Annotated in this window: 21 protein-coding genes and 1 pseudogene; 10 read left to right on the top strand and 12 right to left on the bottom strand. The window is 52.1% G+C overall.

The window, feature by feature from the left end:
* The first annotated feature begins 26 nt into the window (after nt 1-26).
* Complete coding sequence (locus tag RUA4292_RS09805; protein ID WP_058274439.1) at nt 27-965, top strand: HlyD family secretion protein; 939 nt, start codon at nt 27-29, stop codon at nt 963-965.
* 373 nt (nt 966-1,338) lie between these two features.
* Here the strand turns inward: RUA4292_RS09805 and RUA4292_RS09795 are convergent, their stop codons facing one another.
* A complete protein-coding gene (locus RUA4292_RS09795) occupies nt 1,339-2,928 on the bottom strand; it encodes an MFS transporter (RefSeq protein WP_058277434.1) in 1,590 nt (529 codons plus the stop codon).
* A gap of 94 nt (nt 2,929-3,022) precedes the next feature.
* On the bottom strand, nt 3,023-4,564 hold the full coding sequence (locus RUA4292_RS09790) for a phospholipase D family protein (protein ID WP_058277433.1): 1,542 nt from the start codon (nt 4,562-4,564) through the stop codon (nt 3,023-3,025).
* Between the two features lie 210 nt (nt 4,565-4,774).
* Here RUA4292_RS09790 and RUA4292_RS25640 point away from each other — a divergent pair, with 210 nt between their 5' ends.
* Nucleotides 4,775-5,152 carry a DUF308 domain-containing protein gene (locus RUA4292_RS25640; protein WP_082637066.1) on the top strand — a complete coding sequence of 126 codons (378 nt, stop codon included), beginning with the start codon at nt 4,775-4,777 and terminating at the stop codon, nt 5,150-5,152.
* Here the strand turns inward: RUA4292_RS25640 and RUA4292_RS09785 are convergent.
* From RUA4292_RS09785 to RUA4292_RS09770, 4 genes and pseudogenes are all read right to left on the bottom strand, one after another.
* Nucleotides 5,097-5,804, bottom strand: a complete 708-nt coding sequence (locus RUA4292_RS09785) for an IS6 family transposase (RefSeq protein ID WP_058277432.1) — start codon at nt 5,802-5,804, stop codon at nt 5,097-5,099. The genes RUA4292_RS25640 and RUA4292_RS09785 overlap by 56 nt on opposite strands.
* 59 nt (nt 5,805-5,863) lie before the next feature.
* Nucleotides 5,864-6,016: pseudogene (locus RUA4292_RS09780) on the bottom strand (IS6 family transposase); the annotation flags it as partial.
* A 306-nt stretch (nt 6,017-6,322) separates the two neighbouring features.
* The gene (locus RUA4292_RS09775) at nt 6,323-7,129 is read right to left on the bottom strand and encodes a phytanoyl-CoA dioxygenase family protein (RefSeq protein ID WP_233493409.1); all 807 of its coding nucleotides are present in this window, start codon (nt 7,127-7,129) and stop codon (nt 6,323-6,325) included.
* A 4-nt stretch (nt 7,130-7,133) separates the two neighbouring features.
* Complete coding sequence (locus tag RUA4292_RS09770; RefSeq protein WP_058277429.1) at nt 7,134-8,192, bottom strand: L-idonate 5-dehydrogenase; 1,059 nt, start codon at nt 8,190-8,192, stop codon at nt 7,134-7,136.
* A gap of 69 nt (nt 8,193-8,261) precedes the next feature.
* Between RUA4292_RS09770 and RUA4292_RS09765 the strand changes: the two genes are divergently transcribed.
* Nucleotides 8,262-9,029 carry an SDR family oxidoreductase gene (locus RUA4292_RS09765; protein WP_058277428.1) on the top strand — a complete coding sequence of 256 codons (768 nt, stop codon included), beginning with the start codon at nt 8,262-8,264 and terminating at the stop codon, nt 9,027-9,029.
* Between the two features lie 47 nt (nt 9,030-9,076).
* Here the strand turns inward: RUA4292_RS09765 and RUA4292_RS09760 are convergent, their stop codons facing one another.
* Genes RUA4292_RS09760 through RUA4292_RS09740 form a run of 5 tightly spaced genes read right to left on the bottom strand, consistent with a single transcriptional unit; the run spans nt 9,077 to nt 14,029 of the window.
* Nucleotides 9,077-9,667 (bottom strand): LysE family translocator, encoded by a 591-nt coding sequence (locus tag RUA4292_RS09760; protein WP_058277427.1) that lies wholly within the window; start codon nt 9,665-9,667, stop codon nt 9,077-9,079.
* 16 nt (nt 9,668-9,683) lie between these two features.
* Entirely contained in the window at nt 9,684-10,607 is a 924-nt protein-coding gene (locus tag RUA4292_RS09755) for a 2-hydroxyacid dehydrogenase (protein ID WP_058277426.1), read from the bottom strand.
* Nucleotides 10,600-11,448: a fumarylacetoacetate hydrolase family protein gene (locus RUA4292_RS09750; RefSeq protein ID WP_058277425.1), complete on the bottom strand. Its 849-nt coding sequence runs from the start codon at nt 11,446-11,448 to the stop codon at nt 10,600-10,602. Before RUA4292_RS09750 ends, RUA4292_RS09755 begins: the two co-directional genes overlap by 8 nt.
* A gap of 11 nt (nt 11,449-11,459) precedes the next feature.
* Entirely contained in the window at nt 11,460-13,256 is a 1,797-nt protein-coding gene (locus RUA4292_RS09745; RefSeq protein ID WP_058277424.1) for an IlvD/Edd family dehydratase, read from the bottom strand.
* The gene (locus RUA4292_RS09740; protein ID WP_058277442.1) at nt 13,253-14,029 is read right to left on the bottom strand and encodes an SDR family oxidoreductase; all 777 of its coding nucleotides are present in this window, start codon (nt 14,027-14,029) and stop codon (nt 13,253-13,255) included. Before RUA4292_RS09740 ends, RUA4292_RS09745 begins: the two co-directional genes overlap by 4 nt.
* Before the next feature lie 190 nt (nt 14,030-14,219).
* Here RUA4292_RS09740 and RUA4292_RS09735 point away from each other — a divergent pair, with 190 nt between their 5' ends.
* Together RUA4292_RS09735 and denD are read left to right on the top strand one after the other, a co-directional pair.
* Entirely contained in the window at nt 14,220-15,104 is an 885-nt protein-coding gene (locus RUA4292_RS09735; protein WP_058277441.1) for an NAD(P)-dependent oxidoreductase, read from the top strand.
* The gene (gene denD, locus RUA4292_RS09730) at nt 15,101-16,069 is read left to right on the top strand and encodes a D-erythronate dehydrogenase (protein WP_058277423.1); all 969 of its coding nucleotides are present in this window, start codon (nt 15,101-15,103) and stop codon (nt 16,067-16,069) included. Before RUA4292_RS09735 ends, denD begins: the two co-directional genes overlap by 4 nt.
* Here the strand turns inward: denD and RUA4292_RS09725 are convergent.
* A complete protein-coding gene (locus RUA4292_RS09725) occupies nt 16,066-16,716 on the bottom strand; it encodes a GntR family transcriptional regulator (RefSeq protein ID WP_058277422.1) in 651 nt (216 codons plus the stop codon). The two genes, denD and RUA4292_RS09725, sit on opposite strands and share 4 nt — an antisense overlap.
* Nucleotides 16,717-16,913: 197 nt before the next feature.
* On the opposite strand from RUA4292_RS09725, the gene RUA4292_RS09720 reads away from it, so the two are divergent.
* The 5 genes from RUA4292_RS09720 to RUA4292_RS09700 all read left to right on the top strand — a co-directional run bounded on the left by RUA4292_RS09720 (nt 16,914) and on the right by RUA4292_RS09700 (nt 22,618).
* Nucleotides 16,914-17,927: a TRAP transporter substrate-binding protein gene (locus RUA4292_RS09720; protein WP_058277421.1), complete on the top strand. Its 1,014-nt coding sequence runs from the start codon at nt 16,914-16,916 to the stop codon at nt 17,925-17,927.
* 79 nt (nt 17,928-18,006) lie between these two features.
* Complete coding sequence (locus tag RUA4292_RS09715; RefSeq protein WP_058277420.1) at nt 18,007-19,176, top strand: mandelate racemase/muconate lactonizing enzyme family protein; 1,170 nt, start codon at nt 18,007-18,009, stop codon at nt 19,174-19,176.
* Nucleotides 19,177-19,192: 16 nt separating this feature from the next.
* Nucleotides 19,193-20,035, top strand: a complete 843-nt coding sequence (locus RUA4292_RS09710) for a TRAP transporter small permease subunit (RefSeq protein WP_058277419.1) — start codon at nt 19,193-19,195, stop codon at nt 20,033-20,035.
* Nucleotides 20,035-21,657, top strand: coding sequence for a TRAP transporter large permease (locus RUA4292_RS09705; protein ID WP_058277418.1), 1,623 nt, complete (start codon nt 20,035-20,037; stop codon nt 21,655-21,657). The genes RUA4292_RS09710 and RUA4292_RS09705 overlap by 1 nt, the downstream gene beginning before the upstream one ends.
* A gap of 10 nt (nt 21,658-21,667) precedes the next feature.
* Entirely contained in the window at nt 21,668-22,618 is a 951-nt protein-coding gene (locus RUA4292_RS09700) for a phytanoyl-CoA dioxygenase family protein (protein WP_058277417.1), read from the top strand.
* The last annotated feature ends 2 nt before the right edge of the window (nt 22,619-22,620 follow it).

The following is a 22,620-nucleotide window of genomic DNA, read 5'->3' as shown; positions in this document are numbered from 1 at the left end:
AAGCATCCACATGACGGGGGCATAACATGCTGATTATTCTTGCAATCTACTTTGGGATCATCTGGCTTTTATTCTTCCAACTGAAGCTCTTTTCGTGGAGCCGGACTAGCAAGATTATCGTAGCCTTGGTCGGATTAGGCATCTGCTTGTATGTCATTGCACAGCTCAACACCAAGACTCCATCAGGCCGGATCGCCGTAATGGGGGTAGTGGTCGAGATCGCCCCATCAGTGGACGGCGAAGTTATAGAGGTTCCAGCTATTCCCAATCAGGCCGTCAATGCCGGAGATGTCCTGTTCAGGATAGACCCTGAGCCATTTAAGGCCGCCGTCAAAGAGGCAGAGGCCGACGTGGAAATTGCGTCGCTGACACTAAACAGACAGCAAACTGTTTTTGACCGGAACCCAGGTCTGTCGGTGTCCGAGCAGGACATTGATGAAAGCCGTGCAACTCTCGATGCCGCAGAGGCACGTCTGGAGGCGGCACGGTTCGATTTGGAGGAAACGACAATTCGTGCCCCTCAGGACGGGATTGTTACCTCCGTGAACCTGTCCCCCGGCAATCAGGTCAGTTCCTCGGCATCCGTCATGCCATTTATTGAATCCGGCTCATTTCGGATGGTAGGCGTGTTCAGCCAGAACGGGTCAGGTGCTTTGATGGCTGGAACACCAGTGGAACTAATATTCGAAGCCGTACCCGGAACCATATTCACCTCAAGTGTTTTTCAGGTCGTTCCGGGCACAGCAGGTGGGCAAATCCCGGTGAGTTCCAATCTGCTATCAGCGACGTCTGTTGGATCAGACTCGGAAGTTCTTTTGCTTTTGGAGTGGCCTGATGGCCTACCAAAATACGCATCACAACCCGGTATGGTCGGTTCGGCAACAGCCTACGGTCCTGACGCTGGACCCTTCGAAATCCTTGCAAAGGTTCTCGTCAGAATTCGAGCCCTGTTGACCTACCTGTAGTGTCTAGAGACTCTTCACAATTGGGTCCGAAATTAGGGGACGTTTCTTCGTTACGTCACGCAACCGCAAAGTCAGTTTTACACGGTTTAGTGCCAGTTCGTAGCGCGTGCAGCATTTGTTAGATTAGGCTCTCCCATTGAGTTAGCTGCGTTCCGAAGGAATGACAGCAACGTGGGCCGAACGGCGACGTTGGTTGTGGCCAGTGCGATCAATGCCCATAGCAACAACGATTTCCTGGTGTTTGACTCCATAGGTCTCATTGACAGGTATGCGTACAAAGAGAGCAGTGGATTGCGTTTCTCGGACAATCAGTTTTTGTCCAAACGGCTTCTTGGCACTTTTTGTACCAGGAGTGTGTTCGGGCGAAAGCAAATCACACGAGTTTACGGTTTGGTAAACTTCGGGTCACAATCAAGCCTAACAAAGATAGAAATACTAGAAACCACACACCGATCTTAAATGACTGAGTACGCTCTTCTCCGTAGGCCTTGAGAATCACCGCGCTTTGATCGACGCTGGCTCCGGCATCTTGCATTGCTTCTGCCAGTTGGCTGCTGGAAACTAGCTCGACACTATTCTGGAGCGCTTGCGTGATTTCGACTTTTGCTTCGGCCTCGAGATCTGGGTAAGCCATAACGCGATCCTGCAGTCCTGTTGTCAGTGTGCCAAGCATTATCGTACCGACCAAAGCCACACCTATTGAGTTTCCTAACTGTTCAAATGTACCATTCAAGCCAGAAACTTCTGCGGTTTGGTCTGGGGCAACAGAGGAAAGCACCAAATTTAATATCTGAGATGCAATCAAGCCAACCCCAGCTCCAAATACTATTCCGGTCGCCATATCAGAGGGCTCTGCGTCAGGCGAAACCGTAACAGCGATCAAAATAAGTCCTACGATAGCAAGCAAGAACCCTGTTCGAATGATTAGCCGAGCTGAAAATTGAGCTGACAACCTTGCACCGCCGAGAGCTGAAACCAACAGGGCAAGTGAAAACGGAATGAGAGCCAAACCAGTTTCCATTGCGGTGAACTCGAACGAGAGTTGGAGCAACAATGGCATTGTAAATAGGAATGCCGCCATTACAGCCATTTGTATGAACCGAACAGCAATACCCGCCTTCAAACCTGTGGTGCGAAATACTGATGGTCGAAAGATCGCGACGTCGCCTTGTTCATCCCGTCCAGCTGTCCAACTGAAAAGCACAAAGATTAGTGTAACCCCAGTTAGAAACACGAAGGGAACCACTGAGAGACCCAGCGGAGCCAGCTTCATTGAACCGATAACGAAGGGCTGCTTTGCCACCCAGAACCCGTAGCTTTGTCCGAGCAATACCGCCATCACAATAGTCGACCATCCGAAGATCGAAAGCGCAGCACCGACATAGTCGAATTTGGGGCGGGTTCCCTGACGAAGTTCGGTTGATATGTATCGGCAACAAACGAGCACAACGATAACAATTGCGACTTCCAATCGAAAAGCCCACCGCCAGCTGTAGTAAGTTGTAAGGAAGCCTCCGACAATGGGGCCCATAGCAGCCCCAACAGCCCCTACTGCGCTGATTACACCGTAGGCCGTTGCTCGGTCTTTGTCTTCATATGCCTCACGAAGAATGGTTTGGATGTTGGGCATCATCAGGGCTGATCCGATACCTTCTATCACGGACCAACCGATAATCAGCATCATCAACGATGTGCTGATTGACGCCATTGCTGTGCCGACGCCAAAGATTGCTAGCCCAAGCACAAAGGTCCGTTTCTTTCCAATCACATCGGCAAGTTTGCCCCCTATGAGTATGAAAGATGCCATCACAAGTGCATACAAAGAAATTGCAGCTTGGATGCCAGTTACCGAAGTGTTCAGATCAACCACGAGAGCGGAAATCGAGACATTCATAACCGTGGTATCGATAACAATTATGAACATTGACAGAGAAAGTGTTAACAGCACCATCCACTTGCGCATAGTAACCGAACTCCAAAACTCTTTGTAGATTTTTAAAGGCTAGCCGAGTGCTCCATCACAATGCACGGATTTTCTGATACGACCAATAACTTCCCTACAACATCCATTCGATAGGCAACCATCTGGCAAAAATGGTTAGGGTTCTTTGAAGCTTGGTAGTTTCAGGGTCGAATGTGTAGCTTTTCGTTTCCCCAGAATCTGACTCCATTGTCCATTTAAGTGTGCCGTCGTTTGAGAGGGTTACACGATAAGAAATTTCTGGCCGTTGAATTTGTGATCCAAGAGTGGCTGCGATAGACGGGCTTTCGATGAGAAGGCCCATTTCTGTGTTCAGCTGAGCTGATCGTGGATCGAGGTTATATGACCCGATGAAAACCCTTTTTCGATCGAAACCAAAAACCTTTGCGTGTAATCCCGATGCAGATCCAGCCAGTATCTCGGGAAGGCTGCGGTCGCTATGTTCTTCCCTCGAAGCGCGAAGCTCGAACAGTTCAACCCCACTTTTCAACAAATCTTCACGATAACCCATATATGCGGCGTGAACGGGCATTACGTCGGTGGCATCAAGCGAGTTTGTCAAAACGCGAACATCTACACCCGATCGAGCTAGGCTTTCCAAAATCTCTGCTCCGCGTTTTCCAGGTACGAAATAGGCGGACACGAGATCAATAGATGATTTGGATTGCTGAGCTACTTGAATTAGACGCTCCACTAACAAATCTTCAGCACTTGCTTCACCCAGACCTTTTAATGGGCTATCGGAAAAAAGAGTGACGTCGCTCCATTCAAACTTCAATGTCTTTTCGGCAAGTCCCGCGGTCAATGCGTTTTCTTCTATGGCTTTCTGATAGCCAACACCAGCGACGGAATCCCTTGCTGCATCTGCCAAATTTTCCAGCTTCTTCTCCTTTGATGGAGGCAGAATTACTGCTGCATCATATGCTGAACCGCTGTTCCAGTATGAATCAAATGCATCGGAGACTTCTTCAACAATAGGTCCGATGGCGATTACATCTACATCCAAGTAATGAGTGCCAGATCCATAGTCGAAATAGATGTCCCCGATGTTGCGACCACCGACGATTGTAACTACTCCGTCAAATGTAATTGACTTATTGTGCATTCGCCTGTTCAGTCGATTGAAGTCAAAGAAGTAAGACAGCAATTTGGGACGTCTTAGTGTGAACGGATTAAATAGGCGCACGCTTGCCGTCGGCATATCGTCAAGTTCAGCCAGCAGCTCGTCGAGTCCGCTTATCCCGTTATCGTCAACCAGTAGCCGTACGCGAACGCCTCGTTGTGCAGCTGATCTAAGTTCGTCAAGAAGCATTAGACCGGTGATATCATCTTGCCATATGTAGTACTGCGCATCGATTGACGATACCGCGTCCCTAGAAAGAATTGCACGCGCTGCAAACGCAGCACCGCCATTTCGCAATGGGCGGACACCATCTTTTCCAGGATTACGAGACATCGCAGCATTAATTACCTGCCCAAGCGGACCATGCCACGATGGCGGCTCCTTTGAGGTCTGATGCGAAAAATTGGATGTCGGCAAAGGGTAAGCCAATCTCAAAAGTAGCATGCAAAACGCGAAAGCTGCGACAACTACAACGAAAATTTTCACAAGACGCATGCAACATCCCTGAGTCGAAGACGAAAGAAATTTCGCGCAAACTGTGCCATACACAAACCTGAGTGTTCAAGAATGCCATTTTGGCTTTCTCAGAGGTAGACTAGCAAGCCGATCAAATATCAGATTAATCGAGGTTCTCTCTTCGTCTGCGAGAGAATTGCGCATCAATAGACCTCGTACCAGGCAAAGAATTTTGATTTCCGAACAGTGATGTATTGCACCAACATCGCACAGAAAACGCAACGACTATGGTGTGGATTTCCTTGTTCCGTCCGCATTTTAGAAGACAATATGGGGTGCGCAGCGAACAAGGACATGAAAATGAAAAACAAAATCTTATGGATTCTTTTGGCGGCTATTTCGATTCTGGGTGGCATCTATGCTTTGGCGAACCCAGTGCTGGCTAGTGGTTTCGCAACTATTTTGGTTGGCTGGGTGTTCGTAGCACTGGGTGTCGTTCAAGTCGTCACTGGATTTCGGGTGCTGTCAGACGAATTCGAACCAGTCTCAGTTTGCCGTGGAAACCGTGAACCTATCCGGAACAAAGTTGACGCCACTCGGCGAGAGCGGCGGTGCGCGTCAGCTTGAAGGTGTCTCGGCTGGCGAGCGATCTTTCCTGGTTGAAGTGGTTGTAGACGGAGGAGTGGACGGAAGCGAATTTCTGCAAACTTCGCATACGCCTGAACCGTTGCATCGCGCGTTCGCGTCGTCGGAAAGGAAGGTGTGAATTCTCGACCCGGTTGTTGAGCCACCTGCCCGTCTGCTGTTTTTCGGTAGCACCAAGCTCTCTGAGAGCGGCCCGATACGATGCAAAGCGGTCCGTGACGACGTTTTCCGCTTTACCGTGTCGCTTCATCAATTTCTTGAGGAATTTCAGTGCTGCCTTTTTGTTTCGACGTTTGGTGACAAAGGCTTCAAGCACCTCGCCTTCGTGATCGACAGCACGCCAGAGGTAGTGGCGTTTGCCGTTCACTTTCACGAATACTTCGTCTACGTGCCACTTCCATTTTGAAAAGGCTCGGAGTTGCTGAACCCGTTTTCTTCGGATCTCGGATGCAAACATCGGACCGAACCTGTTCCACCAGTATCGGACAGTTTCGTGGCTCACATCGATGCCTCGCTCGTGCAGCAGATCTTCGACATTCCGAAGCGAGAGAGGGAAACGGATGTACAGCATCACCGCAAGGCGGATGATCTCGGGACTGGTTTTAAAGTATTTGAAAGTGGCAGGTCTGGTCATGTGCAAAAGCTACGCAACACCCCTGCCCCGCTCAACCAAAGTTCTTCTGACAGCACCTATCGGACAGTTTCGTGACTCACGTCGATGCCTCGCTCATGCAGCAGATCTTCGACATTCCGAAGCGAGAGTGGAAACCGAATATACAGCATCACCGCCAGGCGGATGATCTCAGGACTGGTTTTGAAGTACTTGAAGGTGGCAGGTTTGGTCATTCCTAAAAGCTATGCACCCGCCCTGCCCCGCTCAAGCAAAGTTAATCTGACAAGACCCCGAAAAGGTCAAAACAAAGGAAGAGGCGCTAAGCGCAACGATCGCAAATTAAAAATTAAACAGAATATTTTTTGAGTTTGTAATGACTATTTTGATTTCGAACCTGCCGTAGACTTCCTCTGCAACTTTTCGCCCAGTGGAAGAAAAGCTTAGCGACTATGTTAACTTTTAATTGTCTACTAGTTTTCGCGATTCAGGGCGGTTTCCCGGTCGATATAGCAATGGGTCTGAGGTCGAGAAGGGAGTCATTACACTCCGGTGAAGAGTATTTGTTTCTTGCGATCTGCATCCCTTTGACACAAAACGAAATCGTTCTCATGCAAAAAGCCCTGAGGAGAGGACGCAACTAAAAAATGCCCAAAATCATCTCGCCCTGCGACTAGCGCAACCAAAGTTTTCACTCCGTTTTGCTGTTTCATTGAGGGCTTTATGAAACGCAACGCCACACCAATGCGTCTATCGTCCGTGTTATTGGGCCCTGATGCGTGAAAGAGATGCCCGTGATGCATGGATGCCTGCCCTGCACGCAATTCGGCAGCAACTGCATCTTTTTCGTTCACATCGACTGCGATTTCCTGCCCACGTGACAAAAGATTGTTTTCGCTGAAGGTGTCCACGTGAGGCACGATCCGGCTTTTATGGCTGCCAGGAACAAACCTCATACACCCGCTTTGCTCAGACGCTTCTGAAATCGCAACCCAACAGGTTACCTCTTCAGCATCATCCAAACCCCAATAGGTCAAGTCTTGGTGCCACGAGACTATCTTCGATGATCGCGCTTCTTTTACGAAAAGTGCACCGCTCCAAACCATGAGGTCCGGCCCCAACACTGTTGAAGCAGCCTCAATCAGCTTCGGATGGCGAAGAAGTGCATCGAATGATGGTATCAGCCTGTCTGGATAAGAATATAGAAGCTTGAGTTTCTCTGGGTCGTCTCTGAGAATGAGCTCTGCTTTCTCAAAATCATCGCGCAGCGTTTGGACCTCGGAAGCTGTCAGGATATCCAGCGGAGCTACGAAACCGTCTCTTTCATAAGTCTTTGCAATATCACGCATTCGCCTATCCATCGTCATTTTCCGGAAACGTTAACTGCACTTTCATTGATTGGCTTCGATCAGACGCGACCTCAAAGGCAGTAACAGCCTCGCCAACTTCGAAGGAATGCGTCACCAACTGGTCGACGTTCATTAGTCCGCTTCGCATCATCTCGACCGCGACTGAGAACTCGGAATGGAAACGGAAAGACCCGCGAAGCACTATCTCTTTTGCAGTCAACGCCTGCATTGGCACAGTCATATCTCCACCCAGACCAAGCTGAACCAATGTTCCACCCGGTCGCAAGCATGCGACGCCAGAAGCCAGAGCCGATTGAGCCCCAGAACACTCCAGTTGGACATCAACCTGGCCCTTGTCGTTTTCAAACTGCTCCAGTTTTTGCGGATCGGCGTAGGTGTTGATGACATCGTCTGCCCCGCATTCACGCGCCAGAGCGAGGGTCTGGTCCGAGATATCCGTCGCCACTACTCTGGCCGCTCCAGAACGGCGTACCGCCAAGATCGTGAGGCAGCCAATCGGGCCGCATCCCGTTAAAAGTACCGTTTTGCCTAAGAGGTTCCCGGCTTGTTTAATCGCGTGCAAACAGACAGCCAGAGGTTCGGCCATAGCGGCCTGCGCAGGGCTCAACCCATCTGCCGGAACACATTGACTGGCTTTCGCCACGAGTTTGCTTTGAAAAGCGCCTTGGATATGCGGGAACGGCATCGCGCTGCCATAGAACTTCATATCAAGACAGTGGTTTTGCTGCCCGTTCAGACAATAAATGCAGGCTTGGCAAGGGCGGGATGGAGAAACTGCAACCAGTTGGCCTAAGTGCAGCCCCTGCACACTTGACCCGACTTTCACGATTTCTCCGGCGACTTCATGTCCTAGCACCATCGGCTGACGCAACTTGATCGCACCGAAACCACCGTGGTTATAATAATGCAGGTCAGAGCCGCAAATCCCACCCGCGCGCATGGCAATCAAGACTTCGTCTGGCCCCACGTCGTGTACGTCCCGGTTTTCCAACCTCAGATCTTTTGCGGCATGGATAACAACAGCAACATTGGCCGAAGACATTGCACAGACTCCCTATACATATTGCCAAAAGATACGGATAGTCGGTGCTGACAACCAAGGGGTTTTTGCATGATGCTTGAAATGTTCAACCTAGAGGGAAAACGCGCACTAGTAACAGGCTCTAGCCAAGGCATTGGATTTGCGTTGGCCCGTGGCTTGGCTGCCGCCGGTTCGCAAGTCGTTTTGAACGGGCGCGACACCGCGAAACTAGCGGCAGCGGCATCCGAGTTGAGCGAAACAGGCGCCTCGGTACGTGAACTTTCGTTCGATGCAACCGATCATGAAGGTGTCCGATCTGCCGTGGACAACTTTGAAGACAATGTCGGCCCCATAGACATCCTGATAAACAACGCCGGAATGCAATACAGGACGGAGCTACAGGATTTCCCCGCTGATGCCTTCGAGCACCTACTACAGACAAATGTAGCGTCCGTCTTTCATGTCGGTCAGGCTGTGGCACGGCACATGATTGAAAGAAAGTCAGGCAAGATCATTAACATTGCGTCGGTTCAATCCGCATTGGCAAGACCGGGTATTGCGCCTTACACGGCGACAAAAGGTGCCGTGACCAACCTTACAAAGGGAATGGCGACTGATTGGGCTAAGTATGGCCTAAACTGCAATGCCATTGCGCCTGGATATTTCGATACACCTTTGAACGCCGCATTGGTTGCTGACCCTGAGTTTAGTGCATGGCTCGAGAAACGCACCCCGGCCGGTCGCTGGGGCAATGTGGAAGAACTTGTCGGCGCCGCCATATTCCTTGCCTCCCCTGCATCCAGTTTCGTCAATGGACATACTCTCTACGTTGATGGCGGAATAACGGCGTCACTTTGATTTGTGTCTTTCAACCGTCTGCTAGGTACGACTGACGCAGGCTTTGTTTAAAGCGCCGACGCCAAAGCAGTCACCACAACAACCATCAATGAAGCCGCCATCGCAAAGTTGATCCTTTGATGTGATCTCTCACTTAAATCAAGGCTGCCTAGCTTTGCGCCAGCACCCAGCCAGATCATGTGCACTGGCACCCAAACCATATTGAATATTACGATTTTTATGACGACCTCCCAAACGGGCGCATCGGGCAAAAAGGCAAACCCTGAAAACAATGCAGTGCCAACCACGTAAGCCTTGGGATTAATGAACTGAAGTGTCAGCCCGTTCGCAAAACCAAGTGGCGAGACCGCGGGGGAAAACCCGACCTTTGAGCCAGCTCTTGCAATACGCCAGGCAATAAATCCCAAATACCCAACAGAGGCAAATAGCAGCAAAGTTCTAAGTACCGGTATAGCCAAAGCTACTGCAGCGACTCCAGAGACAACAAACATCATGTTGATGAACCCGCCCAGCATCAAACCGGCCACAAAAGCGAGCCCAGCTCGAAAACCAAATGCTGATCCAATACCCGCAGTTGTCAAAACACCTGGGCCAGGCGTAATCAGCAGAAAGAAAACCGCAACGGCAAACTCAAACACTATTCAGATTGGCCTTCTACAGATCTCTGCATTCCGGCACAGCTGTGATCACCGATCCGTCCTTAAGGTGTTGCAGGAGATTGTCGACAGTTAGGTCACCCATAGCTGCACGTGTCTCAATAGTCGCGCTACCAGCGTGAGGGAGAAGAACGACATTGGACAACTCGCGCAATGCTTTTGGAACGCGCGGTTCGTCTTCAAAAACATCAAGCCCTGCCCACCCGAGCTCACCGTTTTGCAATGCATTGATTAGGGCAGTTTCGTCGACAACCGAACCTCGACTAACGTTTATAAGAGTGCCCCCTGCCCCCAACGCGCGCAACACCTCAGCGTTGACCAGCCTATTGGTCGACGGGCCGCCGGGCGTGATGCATATGAGGACATCCACATGTTCTGCCATTTCAACCAAACTGTCGAAATATCGGTACGGGACATCCTTTTGATTGCGGGTATTATAAGAGATTTCGGGGGCCCACGGCTCCAACTTATCAACGATCGCCTGACCAATGCGACCAAGACCAAGAATGCCTATTCTTTGATTGTCCGCTGATCGTGTCAAAGGGGCATTACCTTCAACTTCCCACCGTCCGGACCGAACGTAATCGTCGTCACGTACGAGCTCTCGATAACATGACAGCAACAGCAAAACGGCGGTGGTTGCGACTTCTTTGTTCAAAACATTCGGTGTGTGCGTCACGACAATCCCGCGCTCAGCCGCGGCATTTGCGTCGACGGCGTCGTAACCGACTCCATAGACGCTGATCATCTTCAAACTGCTGAGTGATGTCATCAGGTCATGCGGAACGCCATCATGCCCATTTGTAACGATATGTGTTACACTATCCGCGCTGAAATCGTCCAATTGATGAATATTGAACACTGTGGCCAGGCGTTCTCGCATCCGTTCAGTGATCCCTCCGATTTGCAATAAGTCAGTCATCTTGGCCGACCTCTTGCCGCTGAACGCCAAGCCCATCGATACGAAGCTCCATGACGTCGCCTTTTTTCAGGTAAACTGGGTCCGGTTTGATCCCCATTCCAACACCGGGCGGTGTTCCAGTTGAAATGACGTCGCCGGGATGCAGTGTGAAAAGTTGGCTTAGATGTTCAATGATCTCGGCAACGGAAAAGATCATCGTAGCAGTATTCCCGGTTTGCATGCGCTGACCGTTTACATCCAGTGACATACCAAGACTTTGAGGATCCGGCACCTCATCCCGGGTCACTAGCCAAGGGCCAGTAGGGCCAAATGTGTCGCAAGACTTGCCTTTGGTCCATTGACCGGTCAGTTGAGTTTGAAAATGCCTTTCCGACACGTCGTTTACGATGCAATAGCCGGCAACGTATTCGAGCGCGTCGGCCTTGGAAACGTATTTGACTGTTTTGCCTATGACGACGCCCAGTTCGCATTCCCAGTCGGTGTGTGTAGATCCCCGCGGCATGACAACTTCGTCATATGCCCCAATGACCGCTGAGTTAGCCTTGAAAAAAAGTATCGGATGCTCGGGAATATCTGCGCCGGTTTCTGCTGCATGGTCCGAGTAGTTCAAACCGATGCAAAGAAATTTACCGATGTCACCGACACACGGTGCGATACGAGGGTCACCCTCTACAATTGGCAGGTTGTTCGGATCCAATGAGCGCAGGTTATCAAGCGTTCCGTCATCCAACATATCACCCGTAATATCAATGATATGAGCGGACAGATCCCGCAATTGGCCCTCAGCGTCGACCAACGCAGGCTTTTCCGAGCCCTCTACTCCGTAACGAACAAGTTTCATTTCTGTTCCTTTTAGTGATTGTCGCGTGGCATGAATCCTCGCGCGATATCGTGGTAGTTTTCTGCCCCCTTGAGCGTCATACCGCGATCCAACCGATCTACTTTTTCGCGGAAAATTTCCTGCCACGGGGATTGGTTGGGCGGCATTGAATACCCACCCTTTGCCTCCAGATCGCGGGCGCGTTCATGCAGTTCTTCGAGCGAAACCAGCATATCTGCTGTGCCTTTGCCAAGATCGATGCGCAGGCGGTCACCATTTCGCACTAAGGCCAACCCACCACCCTCTGCAGCTTCGGGTGAAGCATTCAGGATAGACGGGCTTCCTGATGTTCCGGATTGCCGTCCATCACCGATGCAAGGAAGGGCTTCGATGCCTTGTTTCAACAAATATGCGGGCGGACGCATGTTCACGACCTCTGCGGCACCTGGGTAACCTTTTGGTCCTGCTCCGCGCATAATCAGAATACAGTTTGCGTCGATGTATTCTTCGGGATCATCGATCCGATGGTGAAAATCCTCAGGCCCATCAAACACAACCGCCCTGCCCTCAAATGCATTAGGATCATCCGGGTTCGACAGGTAGGTCTGTCGAAATGACTGTGAGATCACAGATGTCTTCATAATCGCACTCTCGAACAGGTTACCCGAGAGATTGATGAACCCCGCCTGTTGCTTAACCGGGCTATCAACAGTCTTGATTACTTTGCTATTCTGAGACCGGCGCGCCGAGCAATTATTGCCCATCGTCTTGCCGTTCACCGTTATCGCATCGGGATGCGGCAGCAATCCAGCGTCAAGAAGCTCTCCGACAACGGCGGGTACACCTCCGGCCTGTTGGTAATCTTCGCCCAGATACTCACCCGCAGGCTGCATGTTAACCAACAGTGGAACGTCGTGGCCAAGTTTCTGCCAGTCATCGTTGGTCAACGGAACACCAAGATGCCGGGCGATTGCATTCAGGTGGATCGGCGCGTTCGTCGATCCGCCAATCGCAGAGTTGATAACAATCGCATTCTCAAAAGCCTGACGTGTCATCACATCGCTCGGGCGTAGATCCTCCCAGACCATGTCCACAATGCGTTTACCCGTTTCATAACTGATTTGACCGCGCTCTCTATACGGGGCTGGAATGGCTGCTGATCCGGGCAATTGCATACCCAAGGCCTCAGCAAGCGAATTCATGGTCGTTGCTGTTCCCATCGTATTGCAATAACCCACCGAAGGTGCTGCGGCGGCTGCGATCTCCATGAACTCATCGGTGTCTATTTCGTCAGCCGCAAGGTCTTCGCGCGCTTTCCAAATAACCGTTCCCGATCCGGCGCGCTCACCTTTCCACCAGCCGTTGAGCATGGGACCGACCGACAGGGCAATCGCCGAGATGTTGACGGTCGCAGCGGCCATAAGAAGCGCGGGCGTGGTCTTGTCGCAACCAATGTTCAGAACAACGCCATCAATCGGATACCCGAATAGACTCTCAACCAAGGACAGATAAGCCAGGTTGCGGTCGAGTGACGCCGTTGGCCGTTTACCTGTCTCTTGTATCGGGTGGACCGGTATTTCGATGCACGTTCCCCCGGCGGCGATGATTCCATCGCGAACACGTTTTGACAATTCGATATGATGCCGATTACAGGGGCTCAAATCACTGCCGGTCTGAGCAATGCCAATGATCGGTTTGCCTGATTGCAGTTCCTCACGGGTCAATCCGTAATTCAGGTATCTTTCCAGATACAATGCCGTCATCTCAAGGTTCTCAGAATTCATGAACCACTTGCGAGATCGCAGATCTTTTTTTGATACTTTTGTCATTGGCCTGACCAACCCCCGTCAATTATGTGCGTGTGTCCAGTGGTGAATGCACTTTCATCGCTCGCCAGATAGACGACCAATGCAGCAATCTCTTCTGCTTTCGCTACACGCCCCATAGGCTGTCGCGCCACAAATTGTGCAAGGGCCTCTTCTCTGCTGCCCAGTTGCTCGCCCAACGCATCTACGCGGTCACGCCAACTGGGACTGTCGACTGTTCCCGGACAAATGCAATTGCACCGGATTCCTTTTGTTACGAAGTCCACGGCTACCGATTTCGTCAGCCCAACAACAGCGGCTTTTGTCGTTCCATATACAAAACGATTTGGCGCACCGATTATGGAACCCAGTGCGGAAGACATATTGATTATCGAGCCTCCTCCGCGCTCTAGCATTCCCGGCAATACAGCCTTTGTCGTGCGCACCATTGAGCGCACATTAAGGTCCATGGCGAAATCCCACTCTTCATCGGTTGCATCCAGAATAGTTCCGTGATGCACGAACCCTGCGCAGTTGAACAAAACGTCCGGCTTCGCTCGCGCGACCCCATGATGAATGCTGTCATTATTCGTCACATCCATCTCGAAAATTTCGAGATTTTCGAGATTTTCGAGATTTTCGAGATTCTGACCGCGAATCAAATTTAGTTTTTTGGGGCTAATATCCGTCGCATAGACTTTTGCACCCTCTCTTGCCATTGCAATTGCGCTTGCAAGTCCGATCCCCTGTGCGGCGGCTGTGACCAGGACGCTTTTTCCCTTAAGTCTTTCTGACATATACATATTCCGACCTCAAAAGTGGCGACTGGACAAGTGTTACGTCGTCCCACAGATCAACCGAGAAGCAAAGAAACCTTGGCGGATTTGCAACGACTTCTGGCATGTGGGCACAGAGCCGTTAGCGTATGACAGAGATTTTGGTTTGGCCATAACCATGCGTGGCGCACCTTCGGAAGGACAGTAGATGATGAGCAAGCAGTTCAAAGTGGCTCTGTTGGGAACCGGCCTGATGGGAGCTCCTATGGCGCGGAATATTTTGCGCGCCGAGTTTCCGCTCACTGTATGGAACCGCAGCTTGAAAAAGGCAAACCCGTTGGCAGCAGAAGGCGCGACATTGGTGGAAACTGCCCCGCTGGCGGTTTCGGGTGCAGACGTAATAATAACCATGCTCTCGGATGGATACGCGACCGGCGCGCTACTTGCTGACGAGGCTTTCCGCGAGCAACTCAAACCGGGGATGATCTGGATTGATATGTCGAGCGCCAAACCCGAACACGCAAGAGAGCAATCCGCGCAGCTTTCCTCGATGGGGGTGCTGCATCTGGACGCCCCGGTATCCGGTGGCACCAAAGGTGCCGAAGCTGGCACCCTTGCGATCATGGTCGGTGGCGGTCAGGACGTTATGGAGCGCGTGCGACCGGTTCTGACAGCAATGGGCCGGCCTGTGCATGTTGGCCCAAGTGGTTCTGGTCAATTGTGCAAATTGGCCAATCAAACAATTGTCGCTGTAACAATATCGGCAGTCGCCGAGGCGACTCTACTGGCTCAGCAAGGCGGTGCGGACCCCACCGCGTTGAGGGCCGCACTAAAGGGGGGCTTTGCGGATAGTATTATCTTGCAACAACATGGCGAACGCATGTCTGATGGAAATTTTACACCCGGGGGTTTGTCTAAGTTTCAACTAAAGGATTTGGACAATACGCTAGAGGAAGCGGGAAGCCTTGGCGTTGAGCTACCTAGCACCCGATCTGTGCGCGACCGTTTCGAATACCTGATAGACGAAATGGATGGGGCCGAACTGGATCATTCGGCTTTGTATCTAGAACTCAAAAAACGGAACGGAATGCTGTGACGCGGATCCTGATTATAGGCGGCGGAGGAATGCTGGGCCAGAAACTGGCCCATCGCGTGTCGATCCAAGAAACCTTTGGAGCCGATGCCCAAGTCTCACTGTTCGATCTCTCGTTCCCGCCCGACAGTGCGGCAGGTAATCAAATTGTGGGGAACTTGACTGCGACAGGCATAGCTAAGTCTTTTGCTACGCAGCGGCCAGACGTCATTTTTCATCTTGCAGCTATCGTTTCAGGCCAAGCTGAAACAGACTTTGCGTTGGGTTGGGATGTAAACCTTATGGCAACGTGGGCACTGCTGAACGCACTTAAGGATGAACACGAAGCTTCAGAAAGCGAGTACACACCTCGCCTGGTTTTTGCCTCGTCCATAGCAGTTTTCGGGTCACCATTCCCCGAAAAGATAAGCGATGAATTCCTCTCGGCACCTTTGACAAGTTACGGAGCGCAGAAAGCGGCGGCTGAATTGATGATCACGGATTTCAGCAGGAAAGGATATATCGACGGTATTTCCTTGCGCTTGCCCACTTTGTGTGTGCGCCCGGGCAAAGCCAACGCTGCCGCTTCGTCCTTCTTTTCAGGTATAATCCGAGAGCCATTGAATGGGGATGAGGCTGTCTTGCCAGTTGCCGAAACCGTTCGCCACTGGCACGCCAGCCCCCGCGCCGCTGCGACTTTTTTGACCCACGCAGCAACAATGGACACGCAGCTTTTGAATGACAGACGCGCATTGAACATGCCTGGCGTAAGTTGCACCGTCGCCGAACAAATCGAAGCTCTGCGCAAAGTGGCCGGCCAAGAAGCGGTTGGCCTAATCAGGCAAGAACCCGACGAGACAATCGAACGAATAGTCAAGAATTGGCCGCGAGACTTTCAAACAGATCGCGCTCTGGAGTTGGGGTTCAAGGCGGAATCAAGCTTCGACGAAATCATTCGCGTGTATTTGGAAGACGATTTTCGGCTTTAGTCGCCCATCGTCTTTCCAGTTAGATGGCGTTCCAGATGGTCGTGAATTTTCTCTCGTGTTAATTGCTCATCCCCTGACAATGCTGCTTCAAGTATATCGGCATGGTGTCTTATGTTCTGAGAAATGAATTCAAAGTTCCGGTCTGCCACCATCAACTGTTGTCTGAATTGCGCGTAAACTCGGCTATGCATTTGTTTTAAAGTTTCCGAGCCACAGGCAGAAATAAGTGTTTCGTGAAATTCCTTTTCCGAGGAAAACCATATCTCGATAAGGCCGCTCGGGTCGTCTGTGGCGTGAATGCGTTTTTCGATATGGCTAAGTTTGTGATGTGCGGCCGTCAATCTTGCTTCCCAATCCACCCCGCCATTACGGATCGACATTGCGGTGCCTTCGGCCTCCAACAGAACACGGACGTGCGTCAATTCGATAAGCTTCTGCGGCGAACGCATTGGCACGCGGAAACCTTTTTGTTCCTGAAAGTCCACCAAACCAACAGCGGCCAAACGAAAAAGGACTTCACGAACGGCGCTCGCAGAACAGCCATACACTTTACGAAGTTCTTCAGCCCGCACCTTGGCTCCATGCTCGAATCCATTAGAGATCAGGCGCATCTTAAGATCTTGATAAATATCTATTTCGTCGTTCATTCCAGTATGCACCTTCAAGTTTTGTCCAAGTAGCGTCCTAACCTTATTTTCGAATTATCGCAAGAATCTCGAATTTTTTAAAAATTTCAATTTTTTCTTGTTGCATTCGATTCGTCGGCTTAACGTTTACCTGCGCGACAGCAAAGGAGGCGGCAAGATCTTCCACACCGCGCACGCTCAACGTCTGGGAGGACAATATGAAAATAGTCAAGACAGCGGCCCTGGCGGCCGTAGCCACGACAATGGCAGCCGGTTTCGCGATGGCTGAAACAACGAAGCTTAGAATTCAAACCCATTTTTCGCCCGAAACTCTGTCAGGCCAGATGGCTGCAAAATTCGTTGAAGACATTCAGGAAATGTCGAACGGCGAAATCGAAGTTGAAATGTTCTTTTCCTCTTCGGTGGTCAAATCAGTTGAAACCTTCGATGCCGCAGCTACCGGAATTCTGGATTGCGACATGACGGGCGGCGGCTATCAGACCGGTAAAAACCCGGCCTTCCAGTTTGCGGGCGACCTGCTCGGCGGATATCAGAACCCATATCAGCAAATGGCTTGGCTTCTTCATGGCGGCGGAAGAGAAGCTGTAAATGATTTATACAACGGCTACGACATGGAATTCATCGGATGGTGGATTCCCGGGCCGGAGTCGCTTTCTTCGACCAAGCCGATTGCAAAAGTGGACGACTTCAAAGATTGGAAATTCCGCTCCCCTCCAGGCCTTGCGACCAAAGTGTTCGCAGAACTTGGTGCTTCTCCGATCGTTATGGACTTCAACGAAATCTTCACAGCTTTGGAAACCGGCATCATTGATGGTGCGGATGCTGCGAACCTGACGAACAATGTGGGCCTGGGCCTGTACGAGATCGCAGGTCACACAAACTATCCCGGTTTCCACTCGATGCCCGCGGACCACCTTGCCTGTCGCAAAGACGTTTGGGAAGCAATGCCCGCGCACCATAAGAAGATTATGGAAGTCGCAATGGATAGCCTGGCATTGCACAATGCGACCATCAACGAAGTGCAGAACGCTCAAACTGCAAAAGACCTGAAAGCAAAAGGCGTTCAGTTGTACGAATGGTCGCCTGAAGATCTGGCAGCCTATCGCGCGGCCGTTCAAGTCGGGTGGACTGAGTTCGCAACGACCCCTGAAGCACAGGCGCTGCTGGAAAGCCATATCAACTTCCTGCGTGACCTGGGCGCGATGCAGTAGTCAGGCTGCGACCGACTTACGACACACGGAAAGGCCGCACTAGCGGCCTCTCCGGTTCGGCGCCGGGATCCAGAGCTTCATGAAAATCACCAGAATAATAAGTCACGTACTGCAGTACGACATGCCGGAAGTTCTGGGCTACTCGCAACAGTATTATGACAAGCGTACAACTCATCTGGTCGAGGTTCAGACAGATGAACGGGTAACTGGTTGGGGGGAGTGCTTTGGTCCCGGAAACGTAGCCATTGCCAACAAATCCATCGTGGAAAAGGTCATCCAACCAATGGTTCTTGGCATGGACCCTTTGGACAAAGACGTGATCTGGCACAAGGTGTACAACCTTTTGCGAGACCATGGCCAAAGCGGAATGCCAATACAGGCTTTGTCCGGTGTGGACATCGCACTTTGGGACATCACCGGCAAAATCTCTGGCCTCCCCCTCCATAAGCTTGTCGGCGGCGCACATCGCGCAAGCGTTCCTTGCTACGGCTACGGCATGATGCTCAGGGATGAACCGATTTCCAATCTGGCCAGCCGTTTTGAGGATGAAGCCTCAAAGATCAAGGAGATGGGATTCACCGCCACCAAAATGAAAACGGGCTTTGGCCCGAAGCCTGATGTGAAGCTGTGCGAAGCCGTTCGACGCGGGGTTGGTGACGACTTTCCCTTTATGGTCGATGCAAACCATGCCTATACGACTTCGGACGCATTCTACGTCGGTCGGTCGCTGGAAGAACTGGACGCATATTGGTTCGAAGAACCTGTCGCGCCAGAAGACATTGACGGGTACCGCGAATTGCGCACTTCGCTGAAAGTCAACATCTCGGGCGGGGAGGCAGTTTTCAATCGCTGGGCTTGGCGCAATCTTCTTGAAAATCGCGGCATTGATATAGCGCAGCCAGAAGTATGCGCTTTGGGCGGTGTTTCAGAGTATCTCAGGGTACTGGCCCTATGCCACGCACATTTCACTCCGGTCGTAAATCACGTCTGGGGTAGCGCCATCGCTGTCGCAACTAATCTGCATTTACTGGCGGCCATGCCCCCAATTCCAGGCGGCTTGCATCCATGGGAGCCGATGCTGGAATTCGACACTACGGACAACAAATTTCGGGACGATCTGCTGACCGTACCGCTGGAAATTCAAAATCAGGTCAAGGCCAACAACGGCCGTGTTATGATCCCGACTGGCCCCGGACTGGGGGTCGAGCCGGATCGAGACTTTATCGATCACTACAGGATCGAAGGATAGGGACGAGGGTTACGCGATGCACAAGAATTCAGGCGGACCAATTGAATGGCTCATACCGTTGGCCTTCGTCGCGACTGCCAGTTGGCTTGTTTGGCATCTCCCGGCATTCCTATTGGATTGGCTGCCTTACACCTCTGAATCCCTCAAAAGCCAGGTAACGGAAATATATCTGCGCAGCGACGTCACGCCCGAATTGCCTGGCGTGTTCGGGGGGTATGTCGACATCATCGACGTGGCCGCGCTCGTCCTTCTACCGTTTCTTGCAGTGATTGGCACCAAGACCGTGCGCCCAGCGACGATGGAGTTCCAAGGCTCGACGATTATGGATCGTTTCGCCCTGTTCATAGGCCGAGTTACCATGATGATGATCGCAATCATGACTATCGTCATGCTCTACGAAGTCTTCATGCGCTATATCGTGGAAAAGCCGACCGAGTGGGCCAACGAAATGACACTCTGGTTCGCCAGCTTTGTGTTTTTGATGTCTGGCTACTACGCCATGCAACAACGCAGTCACATTCGAATATTCCTGCTGTACGACGCAGTTCCACGTTGGCTTCAGCATGTTTTTGATACGGTTTCGACAATCCTGATCGTACTGTTTGCCTTCTTTCTGGTCTACGGCAGCTACAAACAGGTGTTCGTCAACAAGCTCTATAAATGGGAGCTTTATGGCTCCGCCTTCAATCCTCCGATCCCGGCGACATTGCAGCCGATGGTGCTGATCGTGATTACGCTCGTCGCAATGCAAGCAATTTTGAACTTGATCGCGGATTGGAACAAAGAACCGGAAATCCACACAGATGAACCGGACGAAGACGAAATTGAAATGATCAAACGAGCGGTGGGACAAGACTGATGGATATTGGAACAATCTCACTCATCCTGATGGTCGCCCTGATCGTGCTTCTGGCGATCGGAATGCCCTTGGGTCTGGCCTCAGCTTCCCTTGCTGTTCTGGTTCTTGTCCTGAAGTTTGAACCGGCACTGCTTTTGAACCCGTTTTCATTCGGCGACGGGGTTCTCACCGGCCGGCCAGGCACTGGGCCGCTCTATATCCTGGCGCAGAAGATATACGGGCTTTTAACGGACTACGTGCTCATATCAGTTCCATTGTTTATCTTCATGGCGTCGCTGCTAGAGCGGTCCGGGATCGCGCGAGACATGTATTCGTCGTTGAATGTCTGGCTGTCCAGAACACGCGGCGGCATCGCAATCGTGACCTCGATCATGGCGGTGATCATGGCGGCAATGTCCGGCATCATCGGCGGTGAGGTTGTCCTGCTGGGCCTTATCGCCCTGCCCCAGATGCTGCGCCTCGGCTACGATCAGAATCTCGCCATCGGCGTCATCTGCGCCTCGGGGTCGCTGGGCACTATGATCCCTCCCTCGATCGTTCTGATCATCTATGGGCTGATCACCGAAACCTCGATCAAGTCGCTGTTCACCGCGTCTTTCATTCCCGGCTTCATGTTGGCCTCGATGATCATCTTGTACATCATCATCCGCACGCAGTTGAATCCTCATCACGCCCCGCTGCCAGAGCCGGACCCGAACGACCCCGAACCGGCTGAAAAACGCAAACTGTTTGGGGCTTTCATGAGCATCGTCGTCGCCGGATTTTCCACCGTTCTGTTTATCCGGGCCGCGTTTTTCGAACTCTCAGGCTCGAACGCTGCCAGCCAGGGCGAGCCCGCGAGGCTGGGAACGGCTGACTACATGCCCTGGTTTGCCGGCATCACGATCGTTGCCCTTCTGCTGATCTTCTTCGTCTTTGGCAGAGAGCGCGCTAAAATCGGGTGGGAAATGGGCAAAGGCCTCGTCGCTCCGCTGGTCGTCATCGGCGTCGTGCTCGGCTCGATCTATGGCGGGATCACAGGCATCACCGAGGCTGCGGGCATGGGCGCCTTCGCCGTTCTGATTATCGCCATCCTGCGGGGCGAAGGATCGTTCGAGCTGGTTTGGGACAGCTTGATGCGAACCCTAAAATCCACAGGCACCATCATCTGGGTTACGATCGGGGCCGCCGCGCTGGCGGGTGCCTACACCATTGCTGGCGGGCCCCAATACGTGGCTGACCTAATCGTCGGCCAGGAGCTGCCAACCATGCTGGTCATTCTGGTGATGATGCTGATCTTGCTGTTCATGGGCGCATTCATGGATTGGGTCGGCATCGTGCTGTTGATTATTCCGGTCTTTCTGCCGATCGTCCTGCGCCTTCCTATCGAAGAAATCGGAGTCTTTGGCCAGTTGGAGCCGAGTCATGTCGCCATCTGGTTCGGCGTCGTGTTCTGTATGAACATGCAGGTCAGCTTCCTCTCGCCCCCATTTGGCCCGGCCGCGTTCTACCTGAAGTCGGTGGCCCCGCCACATATCAGTCTGACGGATATCTTCCGTGGCTTCCTGCCATTCATCGGGATCCAGTTGCTGGCGCTTTCCGTTCTTCTGATTTGGCCGGGCATAATCGCGCTGCTGTTGTGAGGTCGCACCCATGCTGACACAAGATCAGATTGGCAAGTTCCAGACGGACGGATACCTCGTGGTCGAGGATGTTATCCCTGCCGATGTCCTTGATCGGGTACAGACCGAATACTCGGATGTCCTGAGCCGGCTCTATGACGGTTGGTACGAAAAAGGGCTGGTCAAGGACGAACCGTCTGGAATGACCTTCTGGGACAAACTTCTGTCCGCTTATCAGGCCGGTTGCGACTATTTCCAGCCGCTGGACATCTCGTTGCCCGGCGATCGGATCATGGCGGACACACCGTTCCATATCGGGCCTGCAGTGTTCGACTTGCTAACGGCCCGGCCCATGCTTGACATTGTCGAGCAGTTGATCGGGCCAGAGTTGGTGAGCAATCCAATCCAGCACGTTCGGCTGAAGCCCCCCGCTCTCAAGCTGTCCAAGGATGAGGTGCGCGCGCACATCACAGCGACGGACTGGCATCAGGACCGGGCGGTTGCGTTGGAGGATGCGGATCAGACCGACATGGTCACGGTGTGGATTGCCGTCAACGATGCAACGCTCGAAAACGGCTGCCTGCAAGTGCTGCCAAAGGCACAGGACCAATCCATCCTACCGCATTGCGCGCGGACGCAGACTGGTATTGCCGACGGATTCATTGACGAAGGCCGGGCTGTGCCCCTTCCTGTCAAGGCGGGCGGGATCATCCTGTTTCACCCTCTGACGCCACATGCTTCGCTGGTCAATGAAACGGACCGGTTCCGCTGGTCGTTCGACATTCGCTTCAGTGCGGCAGGCCAGCCCACCGGTCGAGACCATTTCCCCAGCTTCATCGCGAGGTCCAGATCGCACCCCGAAACCGAACTGCGAGATTGGCGTGTCTGCAATTCCAATTGGGAAGCGGCGCGAGCAAGGCTGTCCGGACAACCGCACATAGATATTCACCGATGGACATCGGACTCACCGTTCTGCGCCTAGCT

Origin of the sequence: Ruegeria atlantica, assembly GCF_001458195.1 — a bacterium.
GTDB lineage: Bacteria > Pseudomonadota > Alphaproteobacteria > Rhodobacterales > Rhodobacteraceae > Ruegeria > Ruegeria atlantica.
The sequence above is the reverse complement of the archived record's forward strand: the minus strand, read 5'-3'. Positions and strand labels throughout refer to the sequence as shown.

What these genes read in the sequence shown, in the direction of transcription:
- RUA4292_RS09805 (WP_058274439.1), top strand. Translation starts at nt 27, where the DNA reads ATGCTGATTATTCTTGCAATCTACTTTGGGATCATCTGGCTTTTATTC.
- RUA4292_RS09795 (WP_058277434.1), bottom strand. Translation starts at nt 2,928, where the DNA reads ATGCGCAAGTGGATGGTGCTGTTAACACTTTCTCTGTCAATGTTCATA.
- RUA4292_RS09790 (WP_058277433.1), bottom strand. Translation starts at nt 4,564, where the DNA reads ATGCGTCTTGTGAAAATTTTCGTTGTAGTTGTCGCAGCTTTCGCGTTT.
- RUA4292_RS25640 (WP_082637066.1), top strand. Translation starts at nt 4,775, where the DNA reads ATGTATTGCACCAACATCGCACAGAAAACGCAACGACTATGGTGTGGA.
- RUA4292_RS09785 (WP_058277432.1), bottom strand. Translation starts at nt 5,804, where the DNA reads ATGACCAGACCTGCCACTTTCAAATACTTTAAAACCAGTCCCGAGATC.
- RUA4292_RS09775 (WP_233493409.1), bottom strand. Translation starts at nt 7,129, where the DNA reads ATGCGTGATATTGCAAAGACTTATGAAAGAGACGGTTTCGTAGCTCCG.
- RUA4292_RS09770 (WP_058277429.1), bottom strand. Translation starts at nt 8,192, where the DNA reads ATGTCTTCGGCCAATGTTGCTGTTGTTATCCATGCCGCAAAAGATCTG.
- RUA4292_RS09765 (WP_058277428.1), top strand. Translation starts at nt 8,262, where the DNA reads ATGATGCTTGAAATGTTCAACCTAGAGGGAAAACGCGCACTAGTAACA.
- RUA4292_RS09755 (WP_058277426.1), bottom strand. Translation starts at nt 10,607, where the DNA reads ATGACTGACTTATTGCAAATCGGAGGGATCACTGAACGGATGCGAGAA.
- RUA4292_RS09750 (WP_058277425.1), bottom strand. Translation starts at nt 11,448, where the DNA reads ATGAAACTTGTTCGTTACGGAGTAGAGGGCTCGGAAAAGCCTGCGTTG.
- RUA4292_RS09745 (WP_058277424.1), bottom strand. Translation starts at nt 13,256, where the DNA reads ATGACAAAAGTATCAAAAAAAGATCTGCGATCTCGCAAGTGGTTCATG.
- RUA4292_RS09740 (WP_058277442.1), bottom strand. Translation starts at nt 14,029, where the DNA reads ATGTCAGAAAGACTTAAGGGAAAAAGCGTCCTGGTCACAGCCGCCGCA.
- RUA4292_RS09735 (WP_058277441.1), top strand. Translation starts at nt 14,220, where the DNA reads ATGAGCAAGCAGTTCAAAGTGGCTCTGTTGGGAACCGGCCTGATGGGA.
- RUA4292_RS09725 (WP_058277422.1), bottom strand. Translation starts at nt 16,716, where the DNA reads ATGAACGACGAAATAGATATTTATCAAGATCTTAAGATGCGCCTGATC.
- RUA4292_RS09720 (WP_058277421.1), top strand. Translation starts at nt 16,914, where the DNA reads ATGAAAATAGTCAAGACAGCGGCCCTGGCGGCCGTAGCCACGACAATG.
- RUA4292_RS09715 (WP_058277420.1), top strand. Translation starts at nt 18,007, where the DNA reads ATGAAAATCACCAGAATAATAAGTCACGTACTGCAGTACGACATGCCG.
- RUA4292_RS09710 (WP_058277419.1), top strand. Translation starts at nt 19,193, where the DNA reads ATGCACAAGAATTCAGGCGGACCAATTGAATGGCTCATACCGTTGGCC.
- RUA4292_RS09705 (WP_058277418.1), top strand. Translation starts at nt 20,035, where the DNA reads ATGGATATTGGAACAATCTCACTCATCCTGATGGTCGCCCTGATCGTG.
- RUA4292_RS09700 (WP_058277417.1), top strand. Translation starts at nt 21,668, where the DNA reads ATGCTGACACAAGATCAGATTGGCAAGTTCCAGACGGACGGATACCTC.